This is a genomic window from Saliniramus fredricksonii, from assembly GCF_900094735.1.
GTDB classification, from domain to species: domain Bacteria; phylum Pseudomonadota; class Alphaproteobacteria; order Rhizobiales; family Beijerinckiaceae; genus Saliniramus; species Saliniramus fredricksonii.
Genome location: NZ_FMBM01000002.1, coordinates 1,722,657 through 1,747,812 on the forward strand (window position 1 = coordinate 1,722,657; position 25,156 = coordinate 1,747,812).

General features: G+C 64.7%; 20 protein-coding genes. 4 read left to right on the top strand and 16 right to left on the bottom strand.

What is annotated here, in order from left to right; translation table 11 throughout:
• The first annotated feature begins 50 nt into the window (after nucleotides 1–50).
• The 3 genes from GA0071312_RS14405 to GA0071312_RS14415 are packed head-to-tail and all read left to right on the top strand — an operon-like array spanning nucleotide 51 to nucleotide 3,618.
• Nucleotides 51–926 (top strand): formate dehydrogenase accessory sulfurtransferase FdhD, encoded by an 876-nt coding sequence (locus GA0071312_RS14405; protein ID WP_074445524.1) that lies wholly within the window; start codon nucleotides 51–53, stop codon nucleotides 924–926.
• Nucleotides 923–1,456: a molybdopterin-guanine dinucleotide biosynthesis protein B gene (gene mobB / locus GA0071312_RS14410; RefSeq protein ID WP_074445525.1), complete on the top strand. Its 534-nt coding sequence runs from the start codon at nucleotides 923–925 to the stop codon at nucleotides 1,454–1,456. Before GA0071312_RS14405 ends, mobB begins: the two co-directional genes overlap by 4 nt.
• Nucleotides 1,453–3,618, top strand: a complete 2,166-nt coding sequence (locus tag GA0071312_RS14415; RefSeq protein ID WP_074445526.1) for a molybdopterin-binding protein — start codon at nucleotides 1,453–1,455, stop codon at nucleotides 3,616–3,618. Before mobB ends, GA0071312_RS14415 begins: the two co-directional genes overlap by 4 nt.
• 32 nt (nucleotides 3,619–3,650) lie before the next feature.
• On the opposite strand, the gene GA0071312_RS20115 is transcribed toward GA0071312_RS14415, so the two are convergent.
• The 12 genes from GA0071312_RS20115 to GA0071312_RS14470 form a co-directional block, all read right to left on the bottom strand.
• Entirely contained in the window at nucleotides 3,651–3,806 is a 156-nt protein-coding gene (locus GA0071312_RS20115) for a hypothetical protein (protein WP_165604042.1), read from the bottom strand.
• Between the two features lie 64 nt (nucleotides 3,807–3,870).
• Nucleotides 3,871–4,977 (bottom strand): Mrp/NBP35 family ATP-binding protein, encoded by a 1,107-nt coding sequence (locus tag GA0071312_RS14420; protein ID WP_074445527.1) that lies wholly within the window; start codon nucleotides 4,975–4,977, stop codon nucleotides 3,871–3,873.
• A 110-nt stretch (nucleotides 4,978–5,087) separates the two neighbouring features.
• Entirely contained in the window at nucleotides 5,088–6,104 is a 1,017-nt protein-coding gene (locus GA0071312_RS14425) for a formate dehydrogenase subunit gamma (RefSeq protein WP_074445528.1), read from the bottom strand.
• Between the two features lie 39 nt (nucleotides 6,105–6,143).
• On the bottom strand, nucleotides 6,144–6,740 hold the full coding sequence (gene fdh3B / locus GA0071312_RS14430) for a formate dehydrogenase FDH3 subunit beta (RefSeq protein ID WP_074445529.1): 597 nt from the start codon (nucleotides 6,738–6,740) through the stop codon (nucleotides 6,144–6,146).
• Nucleotides 6,741–6,754: 14 nt separating this feature from the next.
• Nucleotides 6,755–9,712 (bottom strand): formate dehydrogenase subunit alpha, encoded by a 2,958-nt coding sequence (locus tag GA0071312_RS14435; RefSeq protein WP_074445530.1) that lies wholly within the window; start codon nucleotides 9,710–9,712, stop codon nucleotides 6,755–6,757.
• A gap of 3 nt (nucleotides 9,713–9,715) precedes the next feature.
• Nucleotides 9,716–9,937 carry a hypothetical protein gene (locus tag GA0071312_RS14440; protein ID WP_074446211.1) on the bottom strand — a complete coding sequence of 74 codons (222 nt, stop codon included), beginning with the start codon at nucleotides 9,935–9,937 and terminating at the stop codon, nucleotides 9,716–9,718.
• 54 nt (nucleotides 9,938–9,991) lie between these two features.
• Nucleotides 9,992–10,570: a TorD/DmsD family molecular chaperone gene (locus GA0071312_RS14445; RefSeq protein ID WP_074445531.1), complete on the bottom strand. Its 579-nt coding sequence runs from the start codon at nucleotides 10,568–10,570 to the stop codon at nucleotides 9,992–9,994.
• Between the two features lie 248 nt (nucleotides 10,571–10,818).
• Entirely contained in the window at nucleotides 10,819–11,592 is a 774-nt protein-coding gene (locus GA0071312_RS14450; protein ID WP_165604043.1) for a DUF3306 domain-containing protein, read from the bottom strand.
• Nucleotides 11,589–12,107 carry a DUF3305 domain-containing protein gene (locus tag GA0071312_RS14455; protein WP_074445533.1) on the bottom strand — a complete coding sequence of 173 codons (519 nt, stop codon included), beginning with the start codon at nucleotides 12,105–12,107 and terminating at the stop codon, nucleotides 11,589–11,591. The genes GA0071312_RS14450 and GA0071312_RS14455 overlap by 4 nt, the downstream gene beginning before the upstream one ends.
• Nucleotides 12,108–12,117: 10 nt before the next feature.
• Complete coding sequence (locus tag GA0071312_RS14460; protein ID WP_074445534.1) at nucleotides 12,118–13,110, bottom strand: DUF6352 family protein; 993 nt, start codon at nucleotides 13,108–13,110, stop codon at nucleotides 12,118–12,120.
• Nucleotides 13,107–13,682, bottom strand: a complete 576-nt coding sequence (locus GA0071312_RS14465) for a DUF6505 family protein (protein ID WP_074445535.1) — start codon at nucleotides 13,680–13,682, stop codon at nucleotides 13,107–13,109. Before GA0071312_RS14465 ends, GA0071312_RS14460 begins: the two co-directional genes overlap by 4 nt.
• Complete coding sequence (locus GA0071312_RS14470) at nucleotides 13,679–14,482, bottom strand: biotin/lipoate--protein ligase family protein (protein ID WP_083204591.1); 804 nt, start codon at nucleotides 14,480–14,482, stop codon at nucleotides 13,679–13,681. The genes GA0071312_RS14465 and GA0071312_RS14470 overlap by 4 nt, the downstream gene beginning before the upstream one ends.
• A gap of 150 nt (nucleotides 14,483–14,632) precedes the next feature.
• Between GA0071312_RS14470 and GA0071312_RS14475 the strand changes: the two genes are divergently transcribed.
• Nucleotides 14,633–16,678 carry a 4Fe-4S binding protein gene (locus GA0071312_RS14475; protein ID WP_238947232.1) on the top strand — a complete coding sequence of 682 codons (2,046 nt, stop codon included), beginning with the start codon at nucleotides 14,633–14,635 and terminating at the stop codon, nucleotides 16,676–16,678.
• Between the two features lie 157 nt (nucleotides 16,679–16,835).
• Here the strand turns inward: GA0071312_RS14475 and GA0071312_RS14480 are convergent, their stop codons facing one another.
• The 4 genes from GA0071312_RS14480 to GA0071312_RS14495 all read right to left on the bottom strand — a co-directional run bounded on the left by GA0071312_RS14480 (nucleotide 16,836) and on the right by GA0071312_RS14495 (nucleotide 24,888).
• On the bottom strand, nucleotides 16,836–18,053 hold the full coding sequence (locus GA0071312_RS14480; RefSeq protein ID WP_131817826.1) for a hypothetical protein: 1,218 nt from the start codon (nucleotides 18,051–18,053) through the stop codon (nucleotides 16,836–16,838).
• 193 nt (nucleotides 18,054–18,246) lie between these two features.
• A complete protein-coding gene (locus tag GA0071312_RS14485) occupies nucleotides 18,247–22,854 on the bottom strand; it encodes a hypothetical protein (RefSeq protein ID WP_074445537.1) in 4,608 nt (1,535 codons plus the stop codon).
• A gap of 237 nt (nucleotides 22,855–23,091) precedes the next feature.
• On the bottom strand, nucleotides 23,092–24,243 hold the full coding sequence (locus GA0071312_RS14490) for a peptidoglycan DD-metalloendopeptidase family protein (RefSeq protein ID WP_074445538.1): 1,152 nt from the start codon (nucleotides 24,241–24,243) through the stop codon (nucleotides 23,092–23,094).
• Nucleotides 24,244–24,432: 189 nt separating this feature from the next.
• On the bottom strand, nucleotides 24,433–24,888 hold the full coding sequence (locus GA0071312_RS14495; protein WP_074445539.1) for a flagellar assembly protein FliX: 456 nt from the start codon (nucleotides 24,886–24,888) through the stop codon (nucleotides 24,433–24,435).
• Between the last annotated feature and the right edge of the window lie 268 nt (nucleotides 24,889–25,156).

A 25,156-nucleotide genomic window follows, 5' to 3' on the forward strand; every position in this document is an offset into this window, starting at 1 on the left:
GATGCAGTGTCGGTGCGCGCGAATATCGCGTCGCAAGACGTTGCAGGATCATGAAAAAGATCTTCCCCGACCCGTCCGATCCCCGCCTCACGCGTCCCGTCACCGGGCGCGATCATACCGGTGCGGAAGTCACCATCCGCGTGGTCGAGGAGCGCCCGCTCACCATCTTTCTCAACAGCCGCGAGATCGTCACGGCGATGACGATCGGCGATTACCCGGAATATCTGGCGCTGGGCTTCCTGCGCAACCAGGGCATGCTCAAGATCGACGATGTGGTCACCGGGGTGGACTACGACGACGACCTCGAAGTGGTGGTGGTGCGCACGGAGACCGAGACCGATTTCGAGGAAAAGCTGCAAAAGAAGACCCGCACCTCCGGCTGCGCCGTCGGCACCGTCTTCGGCGACATGATGGAGGGGCTGGACGGGCTCACCCTGCCTGAAACGCCGCTGCGCACCAGTTGGCTCTACGCGCTCGCCAGACAGATCAACACCATGCCGAGCCTCTATCTGGAAGCAGGCGCGATCCACGGCACGGTGCTCTGCCGGGGCGACGCGCCGCTCGTCTATATGGAAGATGTCGGTCGACACAACGCTGTCGACAAGATCGCCGGCTGGATGCTGATGCATGGCGAGAGTGCCGGGGACAAGCTTCTCTACACGACGGGCCGGCTGACCTCCGAGATGGTGATCAAGACGGCGATGATGGGCATTCCCGCGCTCGCCTCGCGTTCCGGCTTCACCGCCTGGGGCGTCGAGATTGCCCGACAGGTCGGGCTGACTCTGATCGGGCGCATGCGCGGGCAACGCTTCGTCTGCCTCTCCGGCGAGGAGCGGCTGATCCGCGACGCGGATCCCGCCAGCGCGCCGGAAGAGGAGCGCAAGCATCGGCGCAAGGGCGCGCGTAAGGAAAGCGGCGTCGAATGATCGATCCGAAAACGGGCATTGCAGGCCAGCGCCTCTACGGTGTCACCGGCTGGAAGAATGCCGGCAAGACCGGGCTGGTCGAGCGCCTCGTCGCCGACATCACCGGGCGCGGCTACAGCGTCTCGACCATCAAGCATGCGCATCACAACGTCGATATCGACGAAAAGGGCCGCGATACGTATCGCCACCGCGAGGCCGGCGCGCGGGAGGTGGTGCTCGCTTCCGCCAATCGCTGGGCCCTGATGCATGAACTGCGTGGCGTGTCCGAGCCCGCCCTCGCGGAGATCGTGACGAAGCTCGCCCCCGTCGATCTCGTCATCGTCGAGGGCTACAAGCGTGAGAGCCACCCCAAGATCGAGGCCTATCGCCACGCGGGCGGGGGCGCGCGCGGGCTGCTGGCGCACGAATTGCCGACGATCCGCGCCATCGCCTCCGATACGCCGCTCGACGATATCGCCCTTCCCGTCTTCGATCTCGACGACACGGCGGCGATCTCTGATTTCGTGCTCGCGGAATGCGGCCTGGCATGAACGGGTTCGACCGTGTCGTCATCGTGGACTGGTCCGCCGCTTCCACGCGCATGCCCGCCCGCCCGCGCGCCGATGCGATCTGGATCGGGATCAGCGATGCCGAGGGTGATCGCAAACCGCTTTATTGCCGCAGCCGGACGGAGGCGATGGCGGTGCTCGAGACGCTGTGCGAGGAAGCTCTCGCTGCGGGCGAGCGGTTGCTGATCGGCTTCGATTTTCCGCTGGGCTATCCGCGCGGCTTCGCGCAGGCCCTGACCGGGCGTGCGGAGGCGCTCGCGCTTTGGGAACGGCTTGCGCGGCAGATCGAAGACCGTGACGATAACGCCAATAACCGCTTCGCGATCGCTGCTGATCTCAACCGCCGCTTTCCCGGGATCGGCCCGTTCTGGGGCCGCCCCGCCGGGCAGGATCTCCCGGATCTGCCCGAACGCGGCACGCTGCGTCACGGCCATGGCCTGCCCGAGCGGCGCCTCGTGGAGGAACGCCTCCCCCGCGCGCAGCCCTGCTGGAAACTCTTCACCACCGGCTCCGTCGGTTCGCAGGCCCTGCTCGGCATAGCGCGCCTGCACGCGCTGAGGAAACGCTTCGGCGCTGCGCTCACGGTCTGGCCCTTTGAAAACCGTGATGCGCCGATCACGCTGGCCGAGATCTATCCCTCGCTGCTCGACGGGGCAGTCAACCAGGTGCTCACCCGGGATCCTGATGCGATCAAGGATGCGGTGCAGGTCAGGCTCCTCGCCGCGACGCTGCGCGCGCATGCGCGCGATGCCATCCCCGCCGCGATGCGCGCGATCGGCATATCCGAGGCAATTTTGTGTGAAGAGGGCTGGATTCTTGGCGTGGGGTGCGAGATTCTGCTGCAGGAAACAGCCTTGGGGATCGCGACCGGCATGAGCGCGCTTGAACCGCCACGCCTGCAGAATGATTGCTTCGCCCTGCCGCCGGGCGTTGACTGGACACCCGTGGACGATGCGCTCGCGCTGCTGCGGGCCGCACTGCGCCCGATTACCGGGATCGAGACCCTGCCCACCGCCGCTGCGCTCGGCCGCGTTCTGGCGCACGATACGATCGCACGCCGTTCCAACCCGCCCGCACCCAATGCCGCAGTCGATGGCTACGGCTTCGCCCATGCTGCAACCGGGGATGGGCTTCAGGAATTGCCGCTCATCACTGGCCGCGCCGCAGCCGGCGTGCCCTATAGCGGCAAGGTCCCGCATGGTCAGGCCATCCGCATCCTCACCGGCGCGATCCTGCCGGAGGGCGTCGATACGGTGGTTCTGGAAGAGGATTGCGCCACGGACGGCGCGCGCATCGCCTTCAACGGCCCGATCAAGCCGCGTGCCAATACCCGCAAGGCGGGGGAGGATGTCCCCGCCGGCGCGCCAGCCCTGCCCGCAGGGCGTTCGCTGACCCCCGCCGATCTCGCACTGCTCAGTGCGCTCGGCATCGGCGAGGTGGCGGTGCATCGCCGCCTGCGCGTGGGTATCCTCTCCACCGGCGAGGAGATCGTGGGCTATTTCGGCGACGAAGCGCTCGCGCCGGGCAAGATCTACGATGCCAACCGGCCCATGCTGCTTGCTCTCGCGCAGGCCTGGCATTACCAGCCGGTCGATCTGGGCCATGTGGGTGACGACCGGGAGGCGCTGCGCGCGCGGCTCGACGCGGCATCACGCGAGGCGGATGTGATCTTCACCTCGGGCGGCGCCTCCGCCGGTGACGAGGATCACGTCTCCGCGCTTCTGCGCGAGACCGGGGCCTTGCAGGAATGGCGCATCGCCATCAAGCCGGGGCGGCCACTGGCGCTGGCCCTGTGGAACGGAGCGCCGGTCTTCGGCTTGCCCGGCAACCCGGTCGCGGCCTTCGTCTGCGCGCTGATCTTTGCCCGCCCTGCGCTGGCCGCGCTCTCAGGCGCGGGTTGGAGCGAACCTCTGGCCTTCACCGTGCCCGCCGCCTTCTCGAAGAACAAGAAACCCGGACGGCGCGAATATCTGCGGGCACGGCTTGATGCAAAGGGGCACGCGGAAGTGTTCGCCTCGGAGGGATCCGGGCGGATCAGCGGATTGTCATGGGCGACGGGACTGGTGGAGATCGGCGACGGCGCACAGAAGATCGCACCGGGAGACCCGGTGCGCTTCATGCCTTATGCGGGATTCGGGATCTGAAACGCGATGCGCGGACAGATCCGGCATCCGGGTCAGAAATCGACGAGATTGGAGCCCGGATCGCCCAGACGCACGCCCTCCGTCGCGTAGGCCTGATAGGCCGTCGTCTGGAAACTGCCATCAAGCAGGAACGCCGCGCCAACGGCGGCCAGAATCGCAAAGATGGCTGCGGCTACGAACGCTTTCATCCCCTTGGTCTCCCTGTGTTCTTTCTGGAAGCCGGAGCACCGGTCCCAACCTTGGCATAATCGCCTATTGCAGCCCCGCAAGCAAGCGCTCCGCGAGGCCGGTATAGATGCGGCCGAGCACTCCGTCAGGCGCCATCGCCGTGACCGGCTGGCCGAGATCGGAGGCGCGGCGCAATTCCATGGTGAGCGGCACACCACCGAGGAAGGGCACGCCGAGACGCCCGGCTTCCTGCTCTGCCCCGCCTTCACCGAAAATCGCGTGATGCGCACCGCAATCCGTGCAGATGAAGTGCGACATGTTCTCAACAACACCCAGAATCGGTACATCCACCTTGCGAAACATGGTGATGCCACGACGGGCATCGATCAGCGAAAGATCCTGCGGCGTCGAGACGATCACCGCACCCGACAGATCCGTGCCCTGCGCGATGGCGAGTTGGGCATCCCCTGTGCCGGGCGGCATGTCGATGATCAGGATGTCGAGCCTGCCCCATGCGACCTCCGCCATCATTTGCGTCAGCGCCGACATCACCATCGGCCCGCGCCAGACCATGGCGGTCTCCTCGTCGACCAGCAGCCCGATCGACATGGCCTTGAGCCCGTAACTCTGCATCGGCAGGAGTTTGCGATCAGTGCCCACGCGCGGCTGGCCGCGCAGGCCGAGCAGGGTCGGCAGCGACGGGCCGTAGATATCGGCATCAAGGATGCCCACCTTCAGGCCGAGCGCGCGCAGGCCGAGCGCCAGATTGACGCTCGTCGTGGATTTGCCGACGCCGCCCTTGCCCGAGGCGACGGCCACGATATGCGTGATCCCGGCCATGGCGACCGGTTTGCGCGATGTGCCCGATGCCGGCGCCGCGCCGGGCGTCGTTCCGAGGGCGCCGGTTGGCTTCTGTTGCGGTTCAGACGAAGGTGCCGAACTCTCTGCAGTGAGCGCCACCAGCGCTTTCTCGATCCTTGGCAGCGCCTCCAGCGCCGCCTGGGCAGCATCGCGCACGGCTGCGAAGGTCTCGGCCTCGTCCGGCGCGATTGCAATCATGGCCGTGACGCGCCCCGCGCTGGCGCTCACCGCCGCGAGGCGGGTGGTGTCGCCGAGCCTGCCGCCATCGGGCAGCGCGATCGCGGCAAGGGCCGCACGCGCCTCTGCCGTCAATGCCTCATCCTGCGCCATGGAAGAAAAGTCTCACACCTGTTGTGACAAAAAACGGCCCGGACACAGCCCGGACCGTCGTCTCAGACAGTCGCCCGGCGCCGACACGGATGTGCAGCGCCGAACCGGTCTCACTCTGCAGGCTGCGGTGCGCCGCCGCCGGATGACGGAGCCGCCCTGCCTTCGCGCGCGAGCTTTTCGTCGACCCAGAGCGAATGGTGCTCCTTGGCCCAGTTCACATCGACCTGACCGGAGCCCATGGCGTCGAACGCGCCCTCCATGCCGACCGAGCCGATATAGATATGGGCAATGATGATCGCCGTCATGATACCCGCCACGATGGCATGAATGACCTGATAGAACTGCCACTGCGCCGAGGTGCCGGCGATCTCGGGGAAGAGCAGCATCACGCCGGTAAAGGAAAGCGCCGCACCGCCAATGATCACGGACCAGAAGATGACCTTCTGGCCGGCATTGAACTTCTTTGCCGGGGGATGAATGCCCTTCGTGAACAGACCGCCACCCTTCTTGATCCATTCGATGTCCGTTTTGTCCGGGATGTTCTGCAACACCCAGGCGATGAAAACGACGACCAGAGCCGCCATGAACGGCCAGGCGAGGTAGTTATGCGCGATCTTGCCCCATCCCGAGAGGGTCCCGAAGGCGCTCTCGCCCACGATCGGCAGGATGATCGCTCGACCGATCAGCAGGTTCAGGCCCGTCAGGGCCAGAATGATGAAGGTTGCGGCCAGGAGCCAGTGCGCGAAGCGTTCCACCGCGTTGAAGCGCTGGATCGTACGCCCGGACGGCCCTGAATCGATGCGGATCCTGCCGCGATACATGTAGAAGCCGATCAGCAGCACCAGCATCCCGATAATGGCAGCGACATTCACGGTCTTCACCGTGCCGCCATGTGTATCGGCCCAGCCCTTGTTGTCGGGCTTGATCAGATCGCCCGCGCGCGCATCGGGAATGGTGATGCGCCCGGAGACGGCCTCGCCGGACTGGAGCGCGCGCATGAGCTGCTCCTCCTGCACGGCGCTTTCCGTCGGATTGACCTGCTGCGCCGAGAGCTCCGGCGCAGCGAAGGTGATGAGCGCGACGACGGCGAACAGCGTGGCGGCGCGTTTGAGCAATGTCTGTACCACGAGATTTCCTCCCCTTTCGATCCGATCGGTTATCCCCGATCAGACGGAGATCGTTTCGCCGTAGGCCGAACGCCAGCCCCAGGCGCCCGAGCCGTAGCCACGGGTGACCACGCGCTCGCGGTAGATGTCGGCGATGATGTCGCCGTCACCGGCCAGAAGCGCCTTGGTCGAGCACATTTCCGCACAGAGCGGCAGCTTGCCCTCGGCCAGGCGGTTGGAGCCGTACTTGACGTATTCCGCCTGGCTCATGTCCGCTTCCGGCCCGCCGGAGCAATAGGTGCACTTGTCCATCTTGCCGCGGGTGCCGAAATTGCCGACGCGCGGATATTGGGGCGCGCCGAACGGGCAGGCGTAGAAGCAGTAGCCGCAACCGATGCAGGTATCCTTCGAGTGCAGCACCACGGCATCTTCCGTGGTGTAGAAGCAATCGACAGGACAGACGGCGGCGCAGGGCGCGTCGTCGCAATGCATGCAGGCCATGGAGACCGAACGCTCGCCCGGCAGGCCGTCATTGATGGTGACGACGCGCCGACGGTTGATGCCCCAGGGAACCTCATGCTCGTTCTTGCACGCGGTCACGCAGGCCTGACACTCGATGCAGCGATCGGCGTCGCAGAGGAATTTCATTCTCGCCATTGTATCATCCTCCCTCAGGCAGCTTCGATCTGGCAAAGCGTGACCTTGCCCTCATGCATGCCCGTCACGGGGTCATAGCCATAAGTCGTGACGACGTTCACCGATTCACCGAGAACGATGGGATCGGTGCCTTCCGGGTAGTTCCCGCGCTGGTCTTCGCCCTGGAACCAGCCGGCGAAGTGGAACGGCATGAAGGCCGTACCCGACGCGACGCGCTCGGTGACGAGGGCCTTGACCCGCGCGCGATTGCCTTCCGGCCCGTTGACCCAGACCCAGCCGCCATCGGCGATCCCGCGCGACTCGGCGTCGCGGGTGTTGATCTCGACGAACATGTCCTGCTGCAATTCGGCAAGCCAGGGGTTCGAGCGCGTTTCCTCGCCGCCGCCTTCATATTCCACGAGACGTCCGGAGGTGAGCACGATCGGGAAGCTCTCGTGCAGTCCGCGATCGACGACCGATTGCTGGATGGTATGGCCGATATTCGGCATACGGAACTGACGGCCATCCTCGCGGGTCGGGAAGTCCGCCACGAGATCCGGGCGCGGCGAGTAGATCGGCTCGCGGTGCACCGGGATCGGATCCGGCAGGTTCCAGGCCACGGCGCGGGCCTTGCCGTTGCCGTAGGGTACGCAGCCATGCTCGATGGCGACGCGCTGGATACCGCCCGAGAGATCAAGCGACCAGCTGACCGCGTCGATCTTCTCCTCGTCGAATTCACCGATCCGGGAAATCACCGCACGCTCCTGCACGGTCAGATCCTCATCCCAGCCAAGACGCTTGAGCACGCCCATGGTGAATTGCGGATAGCCGTCCTCGATCTCGGATTCGGGCGGGAAGCTGCCCTCGGCCAGAAGCGTCTCGCCGTCGCGTTCGAGGCCAAAGCGCGGGCGGAAGGCGCCGCCGCCATCCTTCACCGGGACATTCGGATTGTAGAGGATATGCGTGCCCGGATGGCGGAACTCCGCAGTCCCCCAGCAGGGCCAGGGCAAGCCGTAGAAATCACCGCCCACTTCGTCAGCATCGGCGGGCGCGCGCAGGGTGACCAGGTCGAACTTGTCCTGGTTGGCCATATGCGCCTTGAGCCGCTCGGGACTCTGACCCGTATAGCCGACCGACCAGCCGCCGCGATTGATCTCGCGCAGGATGGATTCCGGCGTCGGCTCTTGCGAGAACTTGCCCTGCACCATCTCGTATGGCTTGAACATCTCCTCGGCGAAGCCGAGTTTTTCCGCGAGACGATACATCACCGCGTAGTCGTTGTCGGATTCGAAGATCGGATCGACGATCTTCTCGCCCCACTGCACCGAACGGTTCGAGGCCGTGCGGCTGCCGGAGCACTCGAACTGGGTGCATACGGGCAGCAGGTAGGTGTTGTCCGTGCGCTCGTGGAGAGCCGCGAAGGTGGTGGGATGCGGATCGGCGACGACCAGCAGGTCGAGCGCGTTCATGCCCTCGCGGGCATCCGCCATGCGCGGCACCGTGTTGCCACCATGACCGAAGACGATCATCGCCTTGATGTTGTCTCGCTGATCGACCTCTTCCGCATCAATCGTGGTGGCGTCGAACCAGCGGGTGGAAGGGATGCCCGGCACGTTCATGTTCTGCTCGGGCGAGCGCGGATCGCGACCGCCCTTGGCCGGCACGGCATCGAAACGGTCCACGAAATACTCGTACGGCACGTCCCAGACACGCGACCAATGGCGCCAGGCCCCTTCCGCGAGGCCGTAATAGCAGGGCAGGTTACCGATATCGAGGCCGAAATCGGTCGCGCCCTGCACGTTGCAGTGGCCACGGAAGATGTTCGCGCCCGTGCCCATGGCGCCGACATTGCCGGTGGCCAGAAGCAGGTTGCAATAGGCGCGCACGTTGGCGGTACCGACCGTGTGCTGCGTGCCGCCCATGCACCAGATGAAGGTGGAGGGACGTTCCTTGGCGAACTTCTCCGCCACGCGGCGCAGCTGCGCTTCCGGAACGCCGGTGACGCGCTCGACCTCGTCAGGCGTCCACTTGGCGACTTCCTCGCGGATCTGATCCATGCCCCAGACGCGCTGGGCGATGAATTCCTGGTCCTCCCAGCCGTTCTCGAAGATATGCCACATGATGCCCCAGATCACCGGGATGTCGGTGCCGGGACGAATACGCACGAAATCGGTGGCGTGGGCGGCGGTGCGGGTGAAGCGCGGATCGAACACGATCACGTTGGCGCGCTGCTCTTCCTTGCCGGTGAGAATGTGCTGCATCGACACCGGGTGGGCTTCCGCAGCATTCGACCCCATGAAGATGATGGTCTTGGAATTGCGGATGTCGTTGTAGCTGTTCGTCATGGCGCCGTAGCCCCAGGTATTCGCGACACCCGCCACCGTGGTGGAGTGGCAGATGCGGGCCTGGTGATCGACGTTGTTGGTGCCCCAGAAGGCGGCAAACTTGCGGAACAGGTAGGCGCCTTCGTTGGAGAATTTGGCCGAGCCGAGAAGGTAGGCCGCGTCAGCGCCGCTGCGCTCGCGGATCTCGAGCATCTTGTCGCCGATTTCGTCGATCGCCTGATCCCAGCTGATGCGCTGCCACTGGCCGCCAACCTTCTTCATCGGATATTTCAGGCGGCGATCACCATGGACCAGCTCGCGCACAGACGCGCCCTTGGCGCAATGGGTGCCACGGTTGATCGGGCTGTCCCAGGCAGGCTCCTGACCGACCCAGACGCCGTCCTGCACTTCGCCGATGACCGTACAGCCGACCGAGCAATGCGTGCAGATGTTCTTGCGCAGCTCGATGGGACGGCTGTGATCCGTCGGGCCGGCTTCAGCCTGCCGGGTCATGCCGGCCTTGATCGTGCCGAGAGCGGCGAGGCCGCCGACTGCGAGACCGGAATTGCGCAGGAAACTGCGACGGTCGATCGTCTTGGTGGCGATCCCGGCCGCCATTGAAGCGAGACGCCCGCGCGCGGCCTCACCTTGCTTGCGTTTGACGAGCATCGGTCACTCTCCCGTGTAGTAGCGATTGGTGCGGTAGAAGGCCTGCACGTGCTCCGTTTCCTGGTAGCGTGCGCGCTTGCGTTCATCCGTCGATTGCTGTGCTGCCACGGGGACCGCACCCCCGACGCTCATCGCTGCGGCGGCGCCGGCGCCGGCCACGGCTCCGAAGAAGCCGCGACGACCGATGCCGGTCTTCTTGCGCGTATCCTGATCATTCACACTCATGACCATCCTCCCGAACGCGATGGGCCAAGCCGCACCGCTGATTTCCAACTGCCATTACCCTCGCGACCCGGACGCGCTCGCCAGAGCGAAGGCGCGAGCCTCGATATCCATGAACTGCCGCCCGATCTCCGCGACGGGGCGATAGAAGTCGGCGCTGGGGGCAATCGCCAGATCATCGAAGAACTGTGCCGCCCAGGGACCGATATGCTTGTCGAAGAAGCGCGCCTGGTTGCCGGCGATCTCGCCGCGCGCCAGCTGCGCCATCACCTCGAGAATGAAGGCGATGTGATCCTCGGGCTCGTAGCGCCCCGGCGCGCGCTCGACACCCATGACCCGCAGATCCGCGCGCAGCTCGGCAAGCGGGCGCTCGTTGAGGAAGCCCGTGAGATAGAAAGAGGCGTAGGGCAGGAGCTCACCGCGCCCGACCCCGACGAAAAGCTCGAAATGCTCGTTCGCAACAGCCTCGGGCGAAACCTGAGCTGCCTTGCGCGCCAGTGCCCCGTAGGCCTGGCCGAAGGCGGTCTCGTCGCCGGCCATGGTCGCGATCTGCCCAAGCAATTCACCGTTCGGCGCCTCGCTCAAAAGGCGGGCCAGAAATCCGTAATGCTGGGCGCGCAGCTGCTCTTCGCTCATGAGCGAGCCTCCATGGGCACGCTGCGAGAGCAGGCATTGCCGCAGCGCGGCATCGGGTTGGTCACGTTCTCGTTCATCTTTTGCTTGTGTGCCGGACCTGATCACGAACCTGATCCGACTCCTCCATGTCGAAACGCTACCATGGAGTTTTTCTAAAGTGAATACACATATGTGGTTTGCGGTGCAGCAAAATCGCAGATCAGTATCGCAGGGTAAGACGGCTCAAAGCTTTGAAAATGATTGCGAATTCATGACGGGAGGGCGCCGCCGTGACGCCGATGCCGGATGCGCCCCGAATCTGCGGAGCGTGACACGGAGTCGCTGTCGGCGCGGGTCGCGGGCGAAGATTGCGGACCATCCGGGTATCCTGAAGCACCCTCATGACAAAACCCATGATTGCCTTCAGCGTCCTGAAATTGCGAGCCGGTCGACTCCGCCACACGATCGGCTGGATCATCTTCTGGTTGCCCCTCCGGATCGCGTGGCTGCGCTTCAGCCACCCCGCCCGTCGGTGCCGGAGCCTGATCCGGCGCTTCCGCGAGCGTGGCCGTTTCATCCGAAACCGGCTTCGGGAGCAGTTTTTCGAGCATTTTCGCCACGCTTTCGCCCGCGATCTGCCCACCATGACCCGGCACGCCGCCGGGCACATTCCAGTCCCAGGCATAGTCGACGGCATAATCGACATGGTTGCGGATGGCCGGATCGAGCAGCCACATCTTGCGCAGGGCCGCGTTTTTCAACGCCCCCGGCACGCCCTTGCGCAGGAACTGGCGCAGATCCGTCTGCGTCGTGATCGAGTCGAGCGACGGGAGTGCGGCAAGTTCCTGCTCGCTGAGCATCTCCGCTTGCTGCGGCGCGGCAGAAATATCCTGCGCATCATCCTGCGGCTGATTGCCGCACTCGCTTGTTTCCGGCGCTGCCTCGGCGGGATCAGCCGAGTCGGCGGCCTTGCGTTGCGCCTCCTGCTTCTCCTTTTCGGAAAGCTTGCGTTGCGACCAGCGGCCGAGGAAACCGCCACTCATTTGCGCACCCATTTGTCTTGCGGCTGCAGGATTCGCGGCGCGCGCGGATCCTTCTCGACATCCACGGGCTTGCGCTTGCGCTTCTTGAACGGGATGTCGACATGGTGGCGCGCGATGAAATCTTCCAGTTTCATGCGCAGCACATCCGGCATGCCGACGACCTCGACCACGACGCCGGTATCGAGGGCGAGCCCTTCGCCTTCATAGGGGTCGACGGTGACCAGCCGGATATCCGCCTTGCGCGCATCCTCGACTTCCGGAATCACCACCCAGACGCCCGGGCGGCGGCTCATCAGATTGTCCTGATAATGGCTGGTATCACCGGTATGCAGGATCAGGTCATGCGTGCCGAGATACCAGGTCTCGATCCCGTTCTCGTCGCTGAGCAGCGTATGCGGCGCGGCATCGGGGACCGACGGCAGCACCGCATAGGGCCGAACCTGGCGCCCGGCCCATTTGGTCACCGGCGGGCGCGATTGCGCCACGACACCGAATTTGAGCACTTCCCTGGCCATCTGGTCATCCCTAATGCGTCGTCGCCAGCGCGACGAGCGGCAGTCCCATGATGAGATTCTGCGGCTTCATCCGTATGGTCTTGTCATCGCCCATCCCGAGTATCAGCCAGACGGGTGCGCCGCGCACATCCTCGATCACGACCTGCGCATCATCGAATTCAAGCCGGAACAGGCCGATCAGCGCCCCGGCGGGCTCCTCACCGCGCCACAAGGCATCGCCGATCTTCACGCCGATCTGGTCGAGCCCGACATACCAGCGCAGATCAACATCCTCGACGCTGGTCAGGGGCGTGATGCGCACGCGCGTGCCCATCAAATGCGTGACGAAGGCACAAAGCGCCCGGGCCAGCCCCTCACGGGCCTGAGACGAGGCGCCGAAGGGCAGCGCCATCGTATGCGCATCCGAGCGGCTCCAATAGGTCCAGGCATTTTCTTCAACCAGAACATCAAGATCATCGGCGCCGCCGGCAAACATCGCATTGAGGGGCGAGAGCTGCTTTTCGGCCTCCATCTCCGCCACGAGTTCGTCATCGGCGAGGATCAGCGCCCCGTCCGAGACATGCCCGCGCTGGGCACGAAACAGCATCTCGGCCGCCCGCAACGTCCAGACATCCTCGCAACCCTCGAGCGCGTTGCGCAGGATCAGCTGCACGAGCTGATCGTAGAACACCACCGGCAGCCGCAGCCCCTCGCGGATGATCGCGAGATAACCCTCCTCGATGGTGCCGGCCTCCAGCAGACGATCGCGCAGGGCGATCAGGAATCGCCAGTTCTCATGCGCATCCGGATCGGCCATGGCGGTGATATCCGCCTCGCTGACGCGATCGCGCGGCGCGCGCATCAGCCGCGCATGCAGCGCCCGCTCGGCCTCGCAGGCCTCCTCTGGCGGCAGCACTTCCGGGCGGGCGAGCCATGCGAGCAGCAATTCATCGGTGACGATCATCCGGCCCTGCGCATCGAGGCGGGTAAGCTGGTGGCCGCTCGCGACCCAGAATTCCCTCATCGCCCCTGCCCCCGCAAATTCAACAGATCCACATGATGCGCCGGATCGCCCGCCTCCTCGCCCTCGTCGCTCTCGACGATATAGAAGGCACGATCATGGCCGCGCAGATAACCCGCGCCGAAGGCCGTCTCGTCGCGGGATTTCAGGGTGCGGAACTGCTCATGGATCGCGCCATCCTCATTGAGGCTGCGATGCAGCGCGACCAGCGTGTTCTCCGCATGCCCCCGGCACAGATCCTGCGCGAGCGCCACCTCTTCCTCGGCGGCGGGGCGGGCGATCGCCTCGCTCGGCGCGCCGAGATGCGCCACGAGTTGCCGTGCGAGCGCGGTGACCATCTGCGCGCGCTCCTCCGCGCTGGCCTGCTGTGCGATGATCAGCGTCGAGAAGCCGAAGCTGTCCACGCCGAGAAAGCCGGAGCGGAAGGCGATCTGCTCCTTGCGCGAGAATTGTGCCGGATCGCGGCCGGCGAAGAGGAAGGTCCCCGGCACCGCCCATTCCCCCGGCTCGGCGGCGCGGGCGAAGACGACGGCGTCGGAGGCGTCGAGGCGGATGGTGCGTGGCAGCAGAATCACAGTTTCGGCCCCTTTGCGTCACGCCAGACACAGGCGGCGAGCCCTTCGACCAGCCCGAGGCGGCGCGTCTCGCCATCGGGCAGGCGCTCGATCAGATCGCCATCGGCAATGGCACGGGCGCCGGTCTCCAGCGTCGGCTCCAGACGCTCCAGATAGGGCCTGACCACCGCCTCGAAACCCTGATGCGTCCAGCGGTCGAAATACAGCATCAGATAGGAGGCGAAGCTCTCGACGATCAATTCGCTCTCCTCGAATTCTTCCTCTGCCAGCGAGATGGAATCGGGGAACATACCCGGATGCGGCAGATGGTCGCGATCTCCGATCAGTTCCACCGCGAAGACCATCCAGTCCGGCACATCGTCCTCGCCACAGCCTTCCGGCGTGACGAAACGCGCGCCGCCCAGACGTGCGGTATCGAAGAGCACCGTATCGGGGAAAGCAAAGCGCAGGGGCTTGTCCGGCGCACAATGGGCGGCCAGCGCATCACCCAGCGCCGACATGCCCGCGAAGAAGGCGAGTCGTGCCTCGCGCAGCGCCTTTTCCGGCTCCAGAACCACCGCGAAGGCGAGCAATCCGCCGCTCTTGCGCCAGACGAGCGTGCCCGCGCCCTCCTCCGGCGCGCGTCGGACGGCCTCGTCGAGCACGTCGCCATCGGCATGATAATGCTGATCATAAGGCGGCGGCAGCACCAGACGACGCAGTGCATCATCGGCTTCCGGCGCTGTCACGTCGCGCCTCGGCAGGCTGCGTGATGCCTGCTGCGGTTCCGCCTGACCGTTGCCGGTCCGCCCCTCGCTCATGCACTCTCTCCCCGGTCACGATGATTTTCGGAAGGCGGCACCGGGCCTCTCCCTTTTTTCCTTGTTTGGATGAATTATAGAGTAGTGATCAGACCGCGCATCGCAAAGAGCAAAAACAGCGCGAATCCGCGACCCCGGAGGAAGTGACCGATGAAGCAGCGCGACCGCCTCGTTCTCACCTGCAGTTGCGAGGGCACCATGCCCGTCGATCGCGATGCCATCGCCGCCTCCGGCTGCGGGGAACTGCCCGAGACCACGCATCAGCTCTGTCGCATGCAACTCGACCGTTTCCGCGAGGCGCTTGCCACGGGGCGCCCGATGACGGTGACCTGCACCCAGGAACAGCCCCTCTTCGAGGAAGTCGCTGCAGATTTCGCGCAGGCCGCCGCAGAAGAAGAAGCCGGAGACGCCGACGCGCCCGAGCCGGATATCAGCTTCGTCAATATCCGCGAGACGGCGGGCTGGTCCAGCGATGCGCAGGCTGCCGGGCCCAAGATGGCGGCGCTGATCGCGCAGGCGGCGGAGGAAGCCGAGCCCTTCGAGGTCGTCTCGATGGAGAGCCGTGGCGTGGCGCTGATCCTGGGCCGTGACGAAGTGGCGCTGGAGGCCGCGCGCGATCTCCTCGACAATCTCGACATCACGGTTCTCGTCACCCCCGGCGCCGAGATCACGCCGCCGCGCCGCAACGCCTTTCCGGTCCTGCAGGGGCGTATCGCCCGGGCGAGCGGGCATCTGGGCGCGTTCGCGCTCACCGTCGATGCCTATGCCAGCCCGTCGCCATCCTCTCGGGGCAAGCTCGTCTTCGGGGAGACGCGCAACGGTGCGGTGTCGCGTTGCGATCTCGTCATTGATCTGACGGGCGGCAAGCCGCTCTTTCCCGCCGGCGAATTGCGTCCGGGCTATTTCCGCGCTGATCCCTCCGATCCGGTGGCGGTGGCGAAGCTCGTCGTGAAGGCCCAGCAGATGGTGGGAACCTTCGACAAGCCGCGCTTCATCAATTTCGCCCCGGATCTGTGCGCCCATTCGCGCAACCAGCAGACGGGCTGCACCCGCTGTCTCGATCTCTGCCCCGCCGGCGCCATCGAGCCCGCCGGCGACAGCGTGGCGATCGATCCCAATATCTGCGCCGGCTGCGGCCAGTGTGCCGCAATCTGTCCCACCGGCGCGGCAGCTTACGCGCTTCCGACGGTGGAGAGCCTCGCCCGGCGCATCCGCGCGGCCTTGCGTGCATGGTATGATGCGGGCGGGAATCGCGCGCCGGTGCTGCTCCTGCACGATGATGATCACGGCACGCCGCTGATCGATGCCAGCGCCCGGTTCGGCAACGGCCTGCCCGCGCATGTCATCCCGCTCACCGTCAATGAGGCGACGCAGATCGGCCCCGAGATCATCGCCGCTTCGCTCGCATGGGGCGCCGGCGGATTGCGCATCCTCACCCGCGAACGCCCCCGTCACGCCATTGACGGGCTGGAGCGCACGCTCACCCTGATGGGGACGATCACCAACGGAACCGGCCATGGCCCTGAAACGCTCGCCCTGATCCAGACCGACGATCCCGATGCGCTGGAAGCCGCGCTCGCCGATGAACCCGTCGCGATGCCGGAGAGCCGCGCCTCGTTCTTCGCGCCTGAGGACAAGCGCGGGCTCCTGACCCTGGCGATGACGCAGATGAACCGCCATGCGCCGCAGCCCGCCACCGTGATCGCGCTGCCCGAGGGCGCGCCCTTCGGCGAAGTACAGCTCGATACGAATGCCTGCACGCTCTGCCTCGCCTGTGTCGGTGTCTGCCCGACGGGCGCGCTCTCCGACAATCCCGATTATCCGATGCTGCGCTTCACCGAGAGCGCCTGCGTGCAATGCGGCCTGTGCGAGACGACCTGTCCGGAAGACGCGATCAGCCTCGTGCCGCAGCTCGATTTCGAAGCCTGGGAAGAGCCGAAGAAGCTGCTCAAGCAGGAAGAGCCCTTCGCCTGTATCAGCTGCGGCAAGCTGTTTGGCACGAAGGCGAGCATCGAGCGGGTGCAGGCCAAGCTGAGCGGCCACTGGATGTTCTCCGGCCCCTCCGGCGAGCAACGCCGCCGCGTCCTGCAGATGTGCGAGGATTGCCGGGTCGAGGCCGTCGTCAACGAAGGCTTCGATCCGCACGATGAATCAATGCGCAAGGTGCGCACAACGGATGATTACCTGAAGGGGTAAGTTGGCGGTTGGAGCCCCGTTGGCGCACCATGCGAAGACAACAAACCGATGCGTGGCATGAACGCCTCTCCTGCGGAGACGATCATGCCGGAAATTGCCATGCCGCGCCCGATCAGGGTCAGTCCCGAAGGTGTACTCCCGGGCAGCAGCGTTGGCATTATTCGACGCCGTCAAAATCCGGAATGTCGTGGATGTCACGACCTGAGGGGTCATTAAAGAAGGGGTGATGGAAGATGTAATACGTTGCGTTGGGAGAATCACCGAAACGCCAGCAAGAGTCTTCCTCTGGCGGACAGTTTCGACTTTCGATCATCCGCTGTCGCGTTGCTTCGACATCGTATTCACGGTCCGGACGCGGGTCCATATTCGGCAAGGTGGGCTTGCCGTGATACGGATCGGGAACACCGTGTCGCTCAGCCCATTCACGGTACTCGGAACCAATGAAAAAGGACACGTTCTCGGGTCCCAGCTCTTCGCTCAGGGCCGGCATAAGAGCGCGCTCCGCCGGAATTCGGCCAACCGGCACGCCGAAATTCACCGGCCCGTTTTCGACGATATCAGGGGTGCCGACGAATTCCGGAAGGACATGCAGTTTCCCGATCTGGGCCAGAATGACACTGTCCGGGTGCTCCGCAGCCAGTCCCAGGAGACTTTGCTCCATCCCCGCCGTGCGGTTCGCCGTGCGCCCGGTATCATCCTCGAAGTCGTAGCGGTTGACATCCAGCAGGGCGACGCGGTTGCCGTCATTGAAATGGCGAATGACGTCCCGTTCCAGCGTATTCCGCCACGTATCGATTGTAGCCGGCTCCGCGACAGTCTCGCCTGTCGCATCCTCGTGATGCGCCAGAGCGCTCAGATAGCGTAGCTGCAGATCGACGGAAGCGCGCGCCAGAAATTCGTCAGGCTCGATCACGCCATCATAGAGCTGATCGATGAGATCATTCACGTGAGGTGTGGTGAAGGCCTCGAATGCGAGAACGAATTCGCGACCAGAATCACCCGTGAGCAAGTAATAGGCGAGAAAATCAAAGACGGATTGCGCCGTGGACGAGTGTCCCTCACCCATGACGACAATTCGCATATCAGGGTTTTCCGCGAGCCTTGTTTCAATATCCTCGGCAATCATTGCGGACGCGCTCTGGTAGTGGACCACCTGCTCCGCCGCGAAAGGAATCACCGGAATCCCGTATCCATCCGGCGATCTGAGCCTTACATCGTCCAGATCCGGAGCGGGCGCGCGGTTGGAATTGCTCGCGACAAGCTGTGTATTGGCCGGTGCGCCCTTTGCCGATCCCTCAAGCGAGAAGCCCCGAGGAGCTTGCCCGCTCAACCCCTTGAGGTCAGAATTCGAAGAGGCCTGCGATACGCCTAGCATGGAGAAACTCATAGCTCACCTAAAAATTAATAATTAATATAAATTCATAATAATAAATTCCGTCACTTTCCGCAACAACTATCGAAGCCGGCCACTGGAAAGACGATCTCGTGCCACTGCGCTACAAGGCATGACCGCTCGCGCGCGCCTGGTCACGCCGGCACATGAGCGCAGCGGCGTGACGGGCGTTCACTCAGGGCGCAGATGGCGGCGGGTTCTCTTGCTCCGGCTGTGCGAGCGCGTCCTGCGGTTTGGCGATGCGATAGAGAACGTCGATCAGTTCGTCCTTCAGTTGCGGCATCAGGGTATGCCCATCGACGAAATCAGGCGCCGCGCCGGCGAGGTGATCGGCGATGAATGAGGCGACTGCATCGCGCTCCTGCGGACCCACCTCATGCCAGGCACGCTGCAGCAGATCACGAACGCTCTCGCTCCCGCCGGGCGGTATCACAATGCCGCCAGGCGGCAACGGCTGCAAGCCGAGCGCAGCCTCAACCTGCCCCGGCGCAACCGCCTCCCCCAACATCAGGGACAGCCAGACCGGCACGTCGATCTGGCGCTGCTGCGCAAAACTGTCTTCGAAGGTCACGGTCGCGGTTTCGGTGGAGCGCATCAGTGCGGTGCGCGCATCCGGACGCGATTCGCGTACATAGTAGAACGCGGTGCTCAACCCGAGAATGTCGCCAAACTCCATCGCCAGTCCGAACTTGAGCTTGATCCGGACCTTGTCGGCAAAGCCGTGAAGCGCATCCGGGGCAAAGCGCGCCGCGACATCGAATTCACCAGGCACGGCCCGGTCCATCGGCAGATGCACCGCCCCGCCGGTCACGAGCGAGACGATCCAGTTCACGAAATGCTCAGAGGGTAGACAATTTGCGTCAATTGTATCGCGCCCGCAAAGCATACGCCCTGGCGGCGCCGACAATCGGGCACGAAGCCCGGGCATATGCGTCGCCTCGACATTCTCACGCCCGAAGCTCTCGAGGAAACCCGGCTGCCCTGCAAGTGGCTCACCGCTTGCCAGGCCGGCATGGACCTGCTCGAGAAGCGCGGCCTGCTCCTGCGGATCTTCGGTATAGGCCGTCTGGAAACGCATCCCGAAGCGGCCGTCGCCCACGGCGCGATCAATCACCGCAACCAGTTCGCGCGGCAGGATGCTGCCGGCCGGAATCACGAGATCCTGGGCCAGTTCCTCGCGATACTCCGCGCTTGGAATGGCAAAAGGACCGATCTCGAGCGATGGCGTGTAGAATTCGAACATCGTCTTGCTGATGCGCAGATCGGCATTGAGTCTGTACAAAGCGCTGTCGCTGTTGCCGAAGACATCGACCGTCCCGGCGGCTTCCTCGGGCGTCAGTGGCGTGACATCGAGGCCGAGGCGGCCTTCGACTTCCGCGAATCCGGGATTCTCCCGATCAATAGCAAGAGTTTCGGTATCCGGGGTGAACCGGAAGGGTGCTTCCTCGCCGAGGAAAGAGCGCTCGGCATAGCCTTCAAGTGCCGGTGCTTTCCATTGCAGCGCCGAATTGATCCCCAGCCCGCGCAAACCGATGAGTTCCTGCAGCGCCAGACGCACGAGTTGAGGCTCGTGCACCCCCTCGCCGATGCGCGCGCCGACGCCCAGCGCATGGGCAAAGATATCAAGCAGCGTACGTACATCACCCGCTGCCGCTGCCTGCATGATATCACCACGTCGCGCATTCAGCGCACGCAGCGTGTCGAGTCCGACTGCGCCTGTACTGCGCAAAACCTGCAACCCCGCCCATGGATCAACGATCGACACGTTCAGCCCGGCGCGCAGATCGAAACCGGCATCCCGGATCATGCCGATCAGAGTATCCAGCATATCGCGCGATTCCGGCGGCAGATCTTCGCGCGTGACCGGTTCGACCGCCATGCCCGGATCGTAACCGGCAAGTGCTCCGGGCGGCGCCAGCGGCATGAGCGCGCCGGGCGCCGTCGGGTTGAACGGGAACCGGATCGGCGTGGGTCCCGGTTCCGGCGCCTGATTGGCAAAGGCACCGATCGGCTCGCGGGCGAAAGGACCGACATGCCGCCCGTCTTCACCGCGCCAGACGGGATGGCCGGCATCGTCCATGCCGGCATAGACGTAGCCCCGATCCGGCAGGCCGTAATCGAACGCACGCGGCATGTCCTCGTAACCGGGCTCACCGGGCGCAACCGGATCGGGGAAAGCCCGACCGCCGGCACGGCGGATCGCATCCATTGCCATGCGCAGATCATCGTCGAAGAAACCGATTCCGCCTGGCGAACTGAAATCGAGCGCGTAGAGCGTCGCTGCTGCGGCGTCGAGCGCATCCGGGTCGAGATCATCGATCCCGTCACCCTCCCAGCTGTCGAGCCGCCGATCGCGCACGAAATCCATGATTTCGCCAGGATCCTCAAAATTGATTTCAGGCGATAGGGTCAATGCGGCGGGGGCAACCCGTATCGCTGGCGGAGCGCCTGGCGTCTGCCCGGAATCCTCCGGACGAGACGGCACGATTCCGCTCGCTTGCGGGTTCTGCCTTTGCGCCTGATCATCTGCTTCCTGCTGCCGCGCGGCTGCGAAGCGCCCTGCGATTCCGGCTTCGCGCAGAAGCATCTCGAAGCTCACATCGGGGCCGATGCGGCCCGTCTCACGCATGCGCTGATAGAACGCTTCAAGCTGGTCGAAAGATGCATTGGCATAGATCGCGTGGACCCGCCCGCGCGCATCCTGCGGCAATCCGGGGCCGGTGATACGGTTTTCCAACGGCAGATACAGCCATTGCGGATCGAAGCCGGGCCGCGCCTCGGCATTGTGATCGAGGACGGCGGAAATCGCCGCTTCACGGCTCGGCTGGATGCCGATATCAACGCCATCGAACCGCGTGGGCTGCGCCATTTCGATCTGCGCGGCACGCAGATCGAGCCCGGCCTGTTCGCGCGTGGCGAAACTGTCGCTCAACCCGGCGCGGGCCAGGATATGAGCAAGGCTCTGATCACCCGCAAGGCGCCCCTGTGCAGACAGCGCTTCGACGGCACCGCGTGCGCGCTCTGGAGGACCGAACCAGACCTCTTGCGATCTCGCCGGAATCGTGCCCCCGGCCCCATCTGCGATCTCACGCATGATCACCAGCGGCAGCGCGACCATGCCCTCATCCGGCGTCGACCCGTTCCATTGCAGCGATTCGCTTTCCGCCCGTGCGGCATCAGGCATCGCGAAAGTCGTATATCCCGCGATGGTCAAGGGCTGATCGAGCGCCACGCTGACCACCCGTGTCTGCGCCGCCGCAAGCTGCGCCGCCTCCCAGTTGATTCCGACCTGCCGCGCCGCATCTGCCAGATCGAAATCGGGATTCATGGTTCCCGCCTCGACGAAGCGCCCGATTTGCTGCTGCAGCGCGATCGCGTCGCCGCGCAGCAACGCGATCTCCCGCAAGCCTTCATCAGGGCCGAGACGCCGCTCGAGCGGCACGCGCACGACGATGTCGCGTGGATCGGTATTGGCATTGTGCTCACGCGCGACACGCCCGGCGACATCCCAGTTCTCCAGAGGTCGCGCGATCGAAACGTCGTCCGCTGTGGGCACTGGGTGGCGATCAGCCGCTTGCCGCAAAGCGGCATTGCGCGCCGCATCGGCTTCGGCCACCTGGCGGGCATGGGCTGCGATGTTCGCGCTGGCATCGTGTCCCGGAGATTGACGTCCCGGACGGGTGTTCGGCCCGCCGCCACCGCGCGGCGCGCCGGGATGGGGGTCGAATGTAATCGGATCGCCCTGTCCCGGGGCCAGACGCGGCGCAATCGGCGCCTGCGGCGAAGGCCCGCCTCCCGCCTGCGCCCCACCGCTTTCGGGGCCGCGCACCACAAGGCGTCCGCGCGTGAGGTCGTCAAGACGCGAGAGCGCGGCGCGGGCCGTCGCATCGCCCGAATGTCGGGCCAGACCGGCGCGCATGGCCCTGAGAAGCGCTGGATCGAAGGCGGCGACATCCTGTGGGCTCAGATCGTCGATGAAGCGCGCTACGCGCCCGATATTCGCGCGTGAAAGATTTTCGAAGGAAGCCAGCACATGCGCGTTCTGCCCGGCGACGCGTACACCTGCATTGGCGTGCACCAGCCGCAAGGCGCCCTCACCAAGCCCATATGCTGCGGCGCACAAGCTCGCGACACGAAAGGCGTTGAGACCGAATTCGAACTCCGCGGTATCGACACCGATCCCGACCGAATCCAACCATTCACGGGCCTGCGCGTAGACTGCGCCGCTGCCCCGGCGACTGAGATCGCGCGCGATGCCCATCGTCGCAGGATCCTGGAGCATGATCGGACTGACCGCGAAATAAGGTGCAACGCCAGCCAGTGTCGCGAGCGGGTCGACGGCGAAGGAGGTTACGGCCCCGGCTACCGCATTGCCGAACCGCACGAACGGATTTTCCGACAGGGGCCGTTCCGGGTTTTCCGTCGCCTGGCGCGCACGCTGATCGAGTTCGCGCGCGACCTCGTTCAGGCGCTCGGCGAAGGGCGTGCCGCGCAAACGGGGGTCGGGAAAACGGACGGTGTAGCTGTAGTCATCGCGCATATCGAGCGGGCGCCCGCGATTGGTCCAGACGAGCCCGGTCTCGCCGATACGCGATTCGAAATAGAGCTCGTAGTCACCGTCAGCGTTACGGACCTGAAAGATGTGGCCGAGATTGCCGAAGGGCTGCCTGTCAAAAGGCACGCCCTCGCGATGGTCATGCCGCTGGGCGAGCTCGAACGCAGCGGGATTCCGGTCGGAGTGGAGCGCGGAAACGGGTGCCGACGCATCGAAGCGAACATGCATGGTTCAAATCCTCAAATAAACAACCAGAAAGAATACACGCAAAACAAGTAAAAGAAGCCGACTAAATAGTTCGTACTTCGCCAATGCCGGATATCTAGACTCAAAGACACGGGAATTCAAGAATTTTGCTTTGAAATCGCTTAATCTTTTTATGTATCAGTTTCGTGACAGCCACGCCGCGCCCGACCCCTGGGAGCGGCGTGGCTTTCATCCAGGCGAAATCCAGGCGAGTGCCGCTCAACTGCGGAGATACGGCATCGGGTCGACCGGGTCGGAGCCGCGGCGAATCTCGAAATGCAGCTGGGGTGCGTTGACGTTGCCCGTACGCCCGGAATTCGAGATCACCTGCCCGCGACGGACATTATCGCCGCGTTTCACCAGAAGATCGCGGTTATGCGCATAGGCCGAGACATAGCCGTCGTCATGCCGGATGAGGATCAGGTTCCCGTAACCCTTCAGCTCGCTGCCTGCATAAGCGACCGTGCCGCCTTCGGCTGCACGCACCGGCGTGCCTTCGGGCAGCGCGATATTGATACCCTCGTTACCACCCGTGCCGAAGCCGGCAATGACGCGCCCGCGTGCCGGCCAACGGAAGTCGAGCCCGGCGGCAGTCGCGTTCGGCTGCGAGGCCTCGGGCTGGGGCTGCGGTGCACTTGCCTGCTGAACGCGCGGCGCTGCTTCCGGGGCCGAGGCTGCGGCGTTCTGCTGGCGCGTCTGTGCTTCCGGACGCGTCTGTGGCTGCGTGGCAGGCCCGGCCGCACTGGCCAGCTGACGCGGGCGCGGGGGCGGGGCGACGGAGGGTTGGGCAGGCGGCGCGTCGGAACTCTGACCCGATTGCGTCTGCTCCCGCGCCGGCGAAGCATCATTGCGCGTCTGGGCCGGCTGTGCCGAAGCCGTTTGCGTGCCGACCGCATTGTAGACCGGGATCACCACGGTGGATCCGGGCCGCACATCCGCCGGGCCCTGCAGGTTATTGGCCGAAAGGATCGCGGAAGTGGGAACATTGTAACGATTGGAGAGAGCCTCCAGCGTCTGCCCCTCGCGCACCACGATCGGCGTGCCGCCCAGCGCTGTCCAGCCGGCAGGGCCTGTCGAACGCTGCTGATTGCGGGCCGGTGCGGATGTCTGGGCAGAAATCACCTGCGGCGGCGCGGAACCGGGCGCCGCGAGCGGCGAAGCCTCGATGATTCCCGAAGAAGACGCATCGTCCGGATTGATGCTGCCCGTGGTAAGCGGCTCACTGCGATTCGACGCGAAGGGGTTCCCGAAGGGATCGCCCGCAAAGCGCATCGTATCTGAACTGCATGCGGCCATGAGACCGGAAACGAGACCGATCACCATCACCCGCGAGAGAAGGGAGAAACGGCCGGAACCGTGCAGACAACTCATCGGCGCACCTGGTGTTCTACGCAACATTGAAATCCGATTAAACGCCGATTCAGGTTAAGCATTGGTTGAACGCATCGACGCAATTGCGGTGAAGCGGCATTTTTCTTAACCATGGCCGTGGGGCGTGACGCGATCACCACGCTCCGGACCTGCGATCAAAAACCAATCGCGCGCCATGATTCCCGGCTTTCAGCCGCGCTGCTGATATGGTCCGCTGCCCGTCTTCGCCGCTTCGGATTCGGCACCCAGCTTGGCCAGCTCGACCTTCGCGCGCAATTCGATATGCGCGATGATTTCATCGAGCCGCGGATCACCACTGAACGTATTGCGCTCGGACAAGCGCGCGACGATCGTCTGGAGATCGCGCGCGGGGACCTTCCCGCTCAACAGGGCCGCTTTCAACCGATCAAGCGAATCGAGGATATCGTGGCCACGCCGCGCTGCCTTGCGCCTGCGCTCGCCTTCATCCGATTCCTCCTGAAGGGCCAGCAGGGCGTCGAGCGAGCCGACTGGCGCGGCACTCGCGGCAGATGCTGCCGGGCGCGCATCGCTCGCATCGGAGACCGCGAAACTGCTGCCCGATGTGCGGCGACGCGCTGCGGCTGCGGCGATCGGTGATGCGGTGGTCTTGGGATCGATGCGCATGGCGCGTCCTCCGGCTTTGCCCGCATGGAGGCTGACGCAACATGGTTAATCGCCCGTTAACCAGGCGGCATTTTCTGCCGGGTACGCGCCGCGTCGGACAGTGCCTCAGGGTATTTTCGGCAAATTCTGCCGCGCAACCGTGAACCCGACTTCGCACAGCAGCGCGAATTCAGCAGATAAATACAAGAAATCCTTCACCTTTCTCGCCTTCGACGGGCCCGCTCATCCGCTGGCACGGTGCTTGCCATGGTAATCTGGCCACCAGCGA

Bases quoted from the DNA above. Each gene is read 5' to 3' on its own strand.
- GA0071312_RS14405 (WP_074445524.1), top strand. From the start codon at position 51: ATGAAAAAGATCTTCCCCGACCCGTCCGATCCCCGCCTCACGCGTCCC.
- mobB (WP_074445525.1), top strand. From the start codon at position 923: ATGATCGATCCGAAAACGGGCATTGCAGGCCAGCGCCTCTACGGTGTC.
- GA0071312_RS14415 (WP_074445526.1), top strand. From the start codon at position 1,453: ATGAACGGGTTCGACCGTGTCGTCATCGTGGACTGGTCCGCCGCTTCC.
- GA0071312_RS20115 (WP_165604042.1), bottom strand. From the start codon at position 3,806: ATGAAAGCGTTCGTAGCCGCAGCCATCTTTGCGATTCTGGCCGCCGTT.
- GA0071312_RS14420 (WP_074445527.1), bottom strand. From the start codon at position 4,977: ATGGCGCAGGATGAGGCATTGACGGCAGAGGCGCGTGCGGCCCTTGCC.
- fdh3B (WP_074445529.1), bottom strand. From the start codon at position 6,740: ATGGCGAGAATGAAATTCCTCTGCGACGCCGATCGCTGCATCGAGTGT.
- GA0071312_RS14435 (WP_074445530.1), bottom strand. From the start codon at position 9,712: ATGCTCGTCAAACGCAAGCAAGGTGAGGCCGCGCGCGGGCGTCTCGCT.
- GA0071312_RS14440 (WP_074446211.1), bottom strand. From the start codon at position 9,937: ATGAGTGTGAATGATCAGGATACGCGCAAGAAGACCGGCATCGGTCGT.
- GA0071312_RS14445 (WP_074445531.1), bottom strand. From the start codon at position 10,570: ATGAGCGAAGAGCAGCTGCGCGCCCAGCATTACGGATTTCTGGCCCGC.
- GA0071312_RS14450 (WP_165604043.1), bottom strand. From the start codon at position 11,592: ATGAGTGGCGGTTTCCTCGGCCGCTGGTCGCAACGCAAGCTTTCCGAA.
- GA0071312_RS14455 (WP_074445533.1), bottom strand. From the start codon at position 12,107: ATGGCCAGGGAAGTGCTCAAATTCGGTGTCGTGGCGCAATCGCGCCCG.
- GA0071312_RS14460 (WP_074445534.1), bottom strand. From the start codon at position 13,110: ATGAGGGAATTCTGGGTCGCGAGCGGCCACCAGCTTACCCGCCTCGAT.
- GA0071312_RS14470 (WP_083204591.1), bottom strand. From the start codon at position 14,482: ATGAGCGAGGGGCGGACCGGCAACGGTCAGGCGGAACCGCAGCAGGCA.
- GA0071312_RS14475 (WP_238947232.1), top strand. From the start codon at position 14,633: ATGAAGCAGCGCGACCGCCTCGTTCTCACCTGCAGTTGCGAGGGCACC.
- GA0071312_RS14480 (WP_131817826.1), bottom strand. From the start codon at position 18,053: ATGCTAGGCGTATCGCAGGCCTCTTCGAATTCTGACCTCAAGGGGTTG.
- GA0071312_RS14485 (WP_074445537.1), bottom strand. From the start codon at position 22,854: ATGCATGTTCGCTTCGATGCGTCGGCACCCGTTTCCGCGCTCCACTCC.
- GA0071312_RS14490 (WP_074445538.1), bottom strand. From the start codon at position 24,243: ATGAGTTGTCTGCACGGTTCCGGCCGTTTCTCCCTTCTCTCGCGGGTG.
- GA0071312_RS14495 (WP_074445539.1), bottom strand. From the start codon at position 24,888: ATGCGCATCGATCCCAAGACCACCGCATCACCGATCGCCGCAGCCGCA.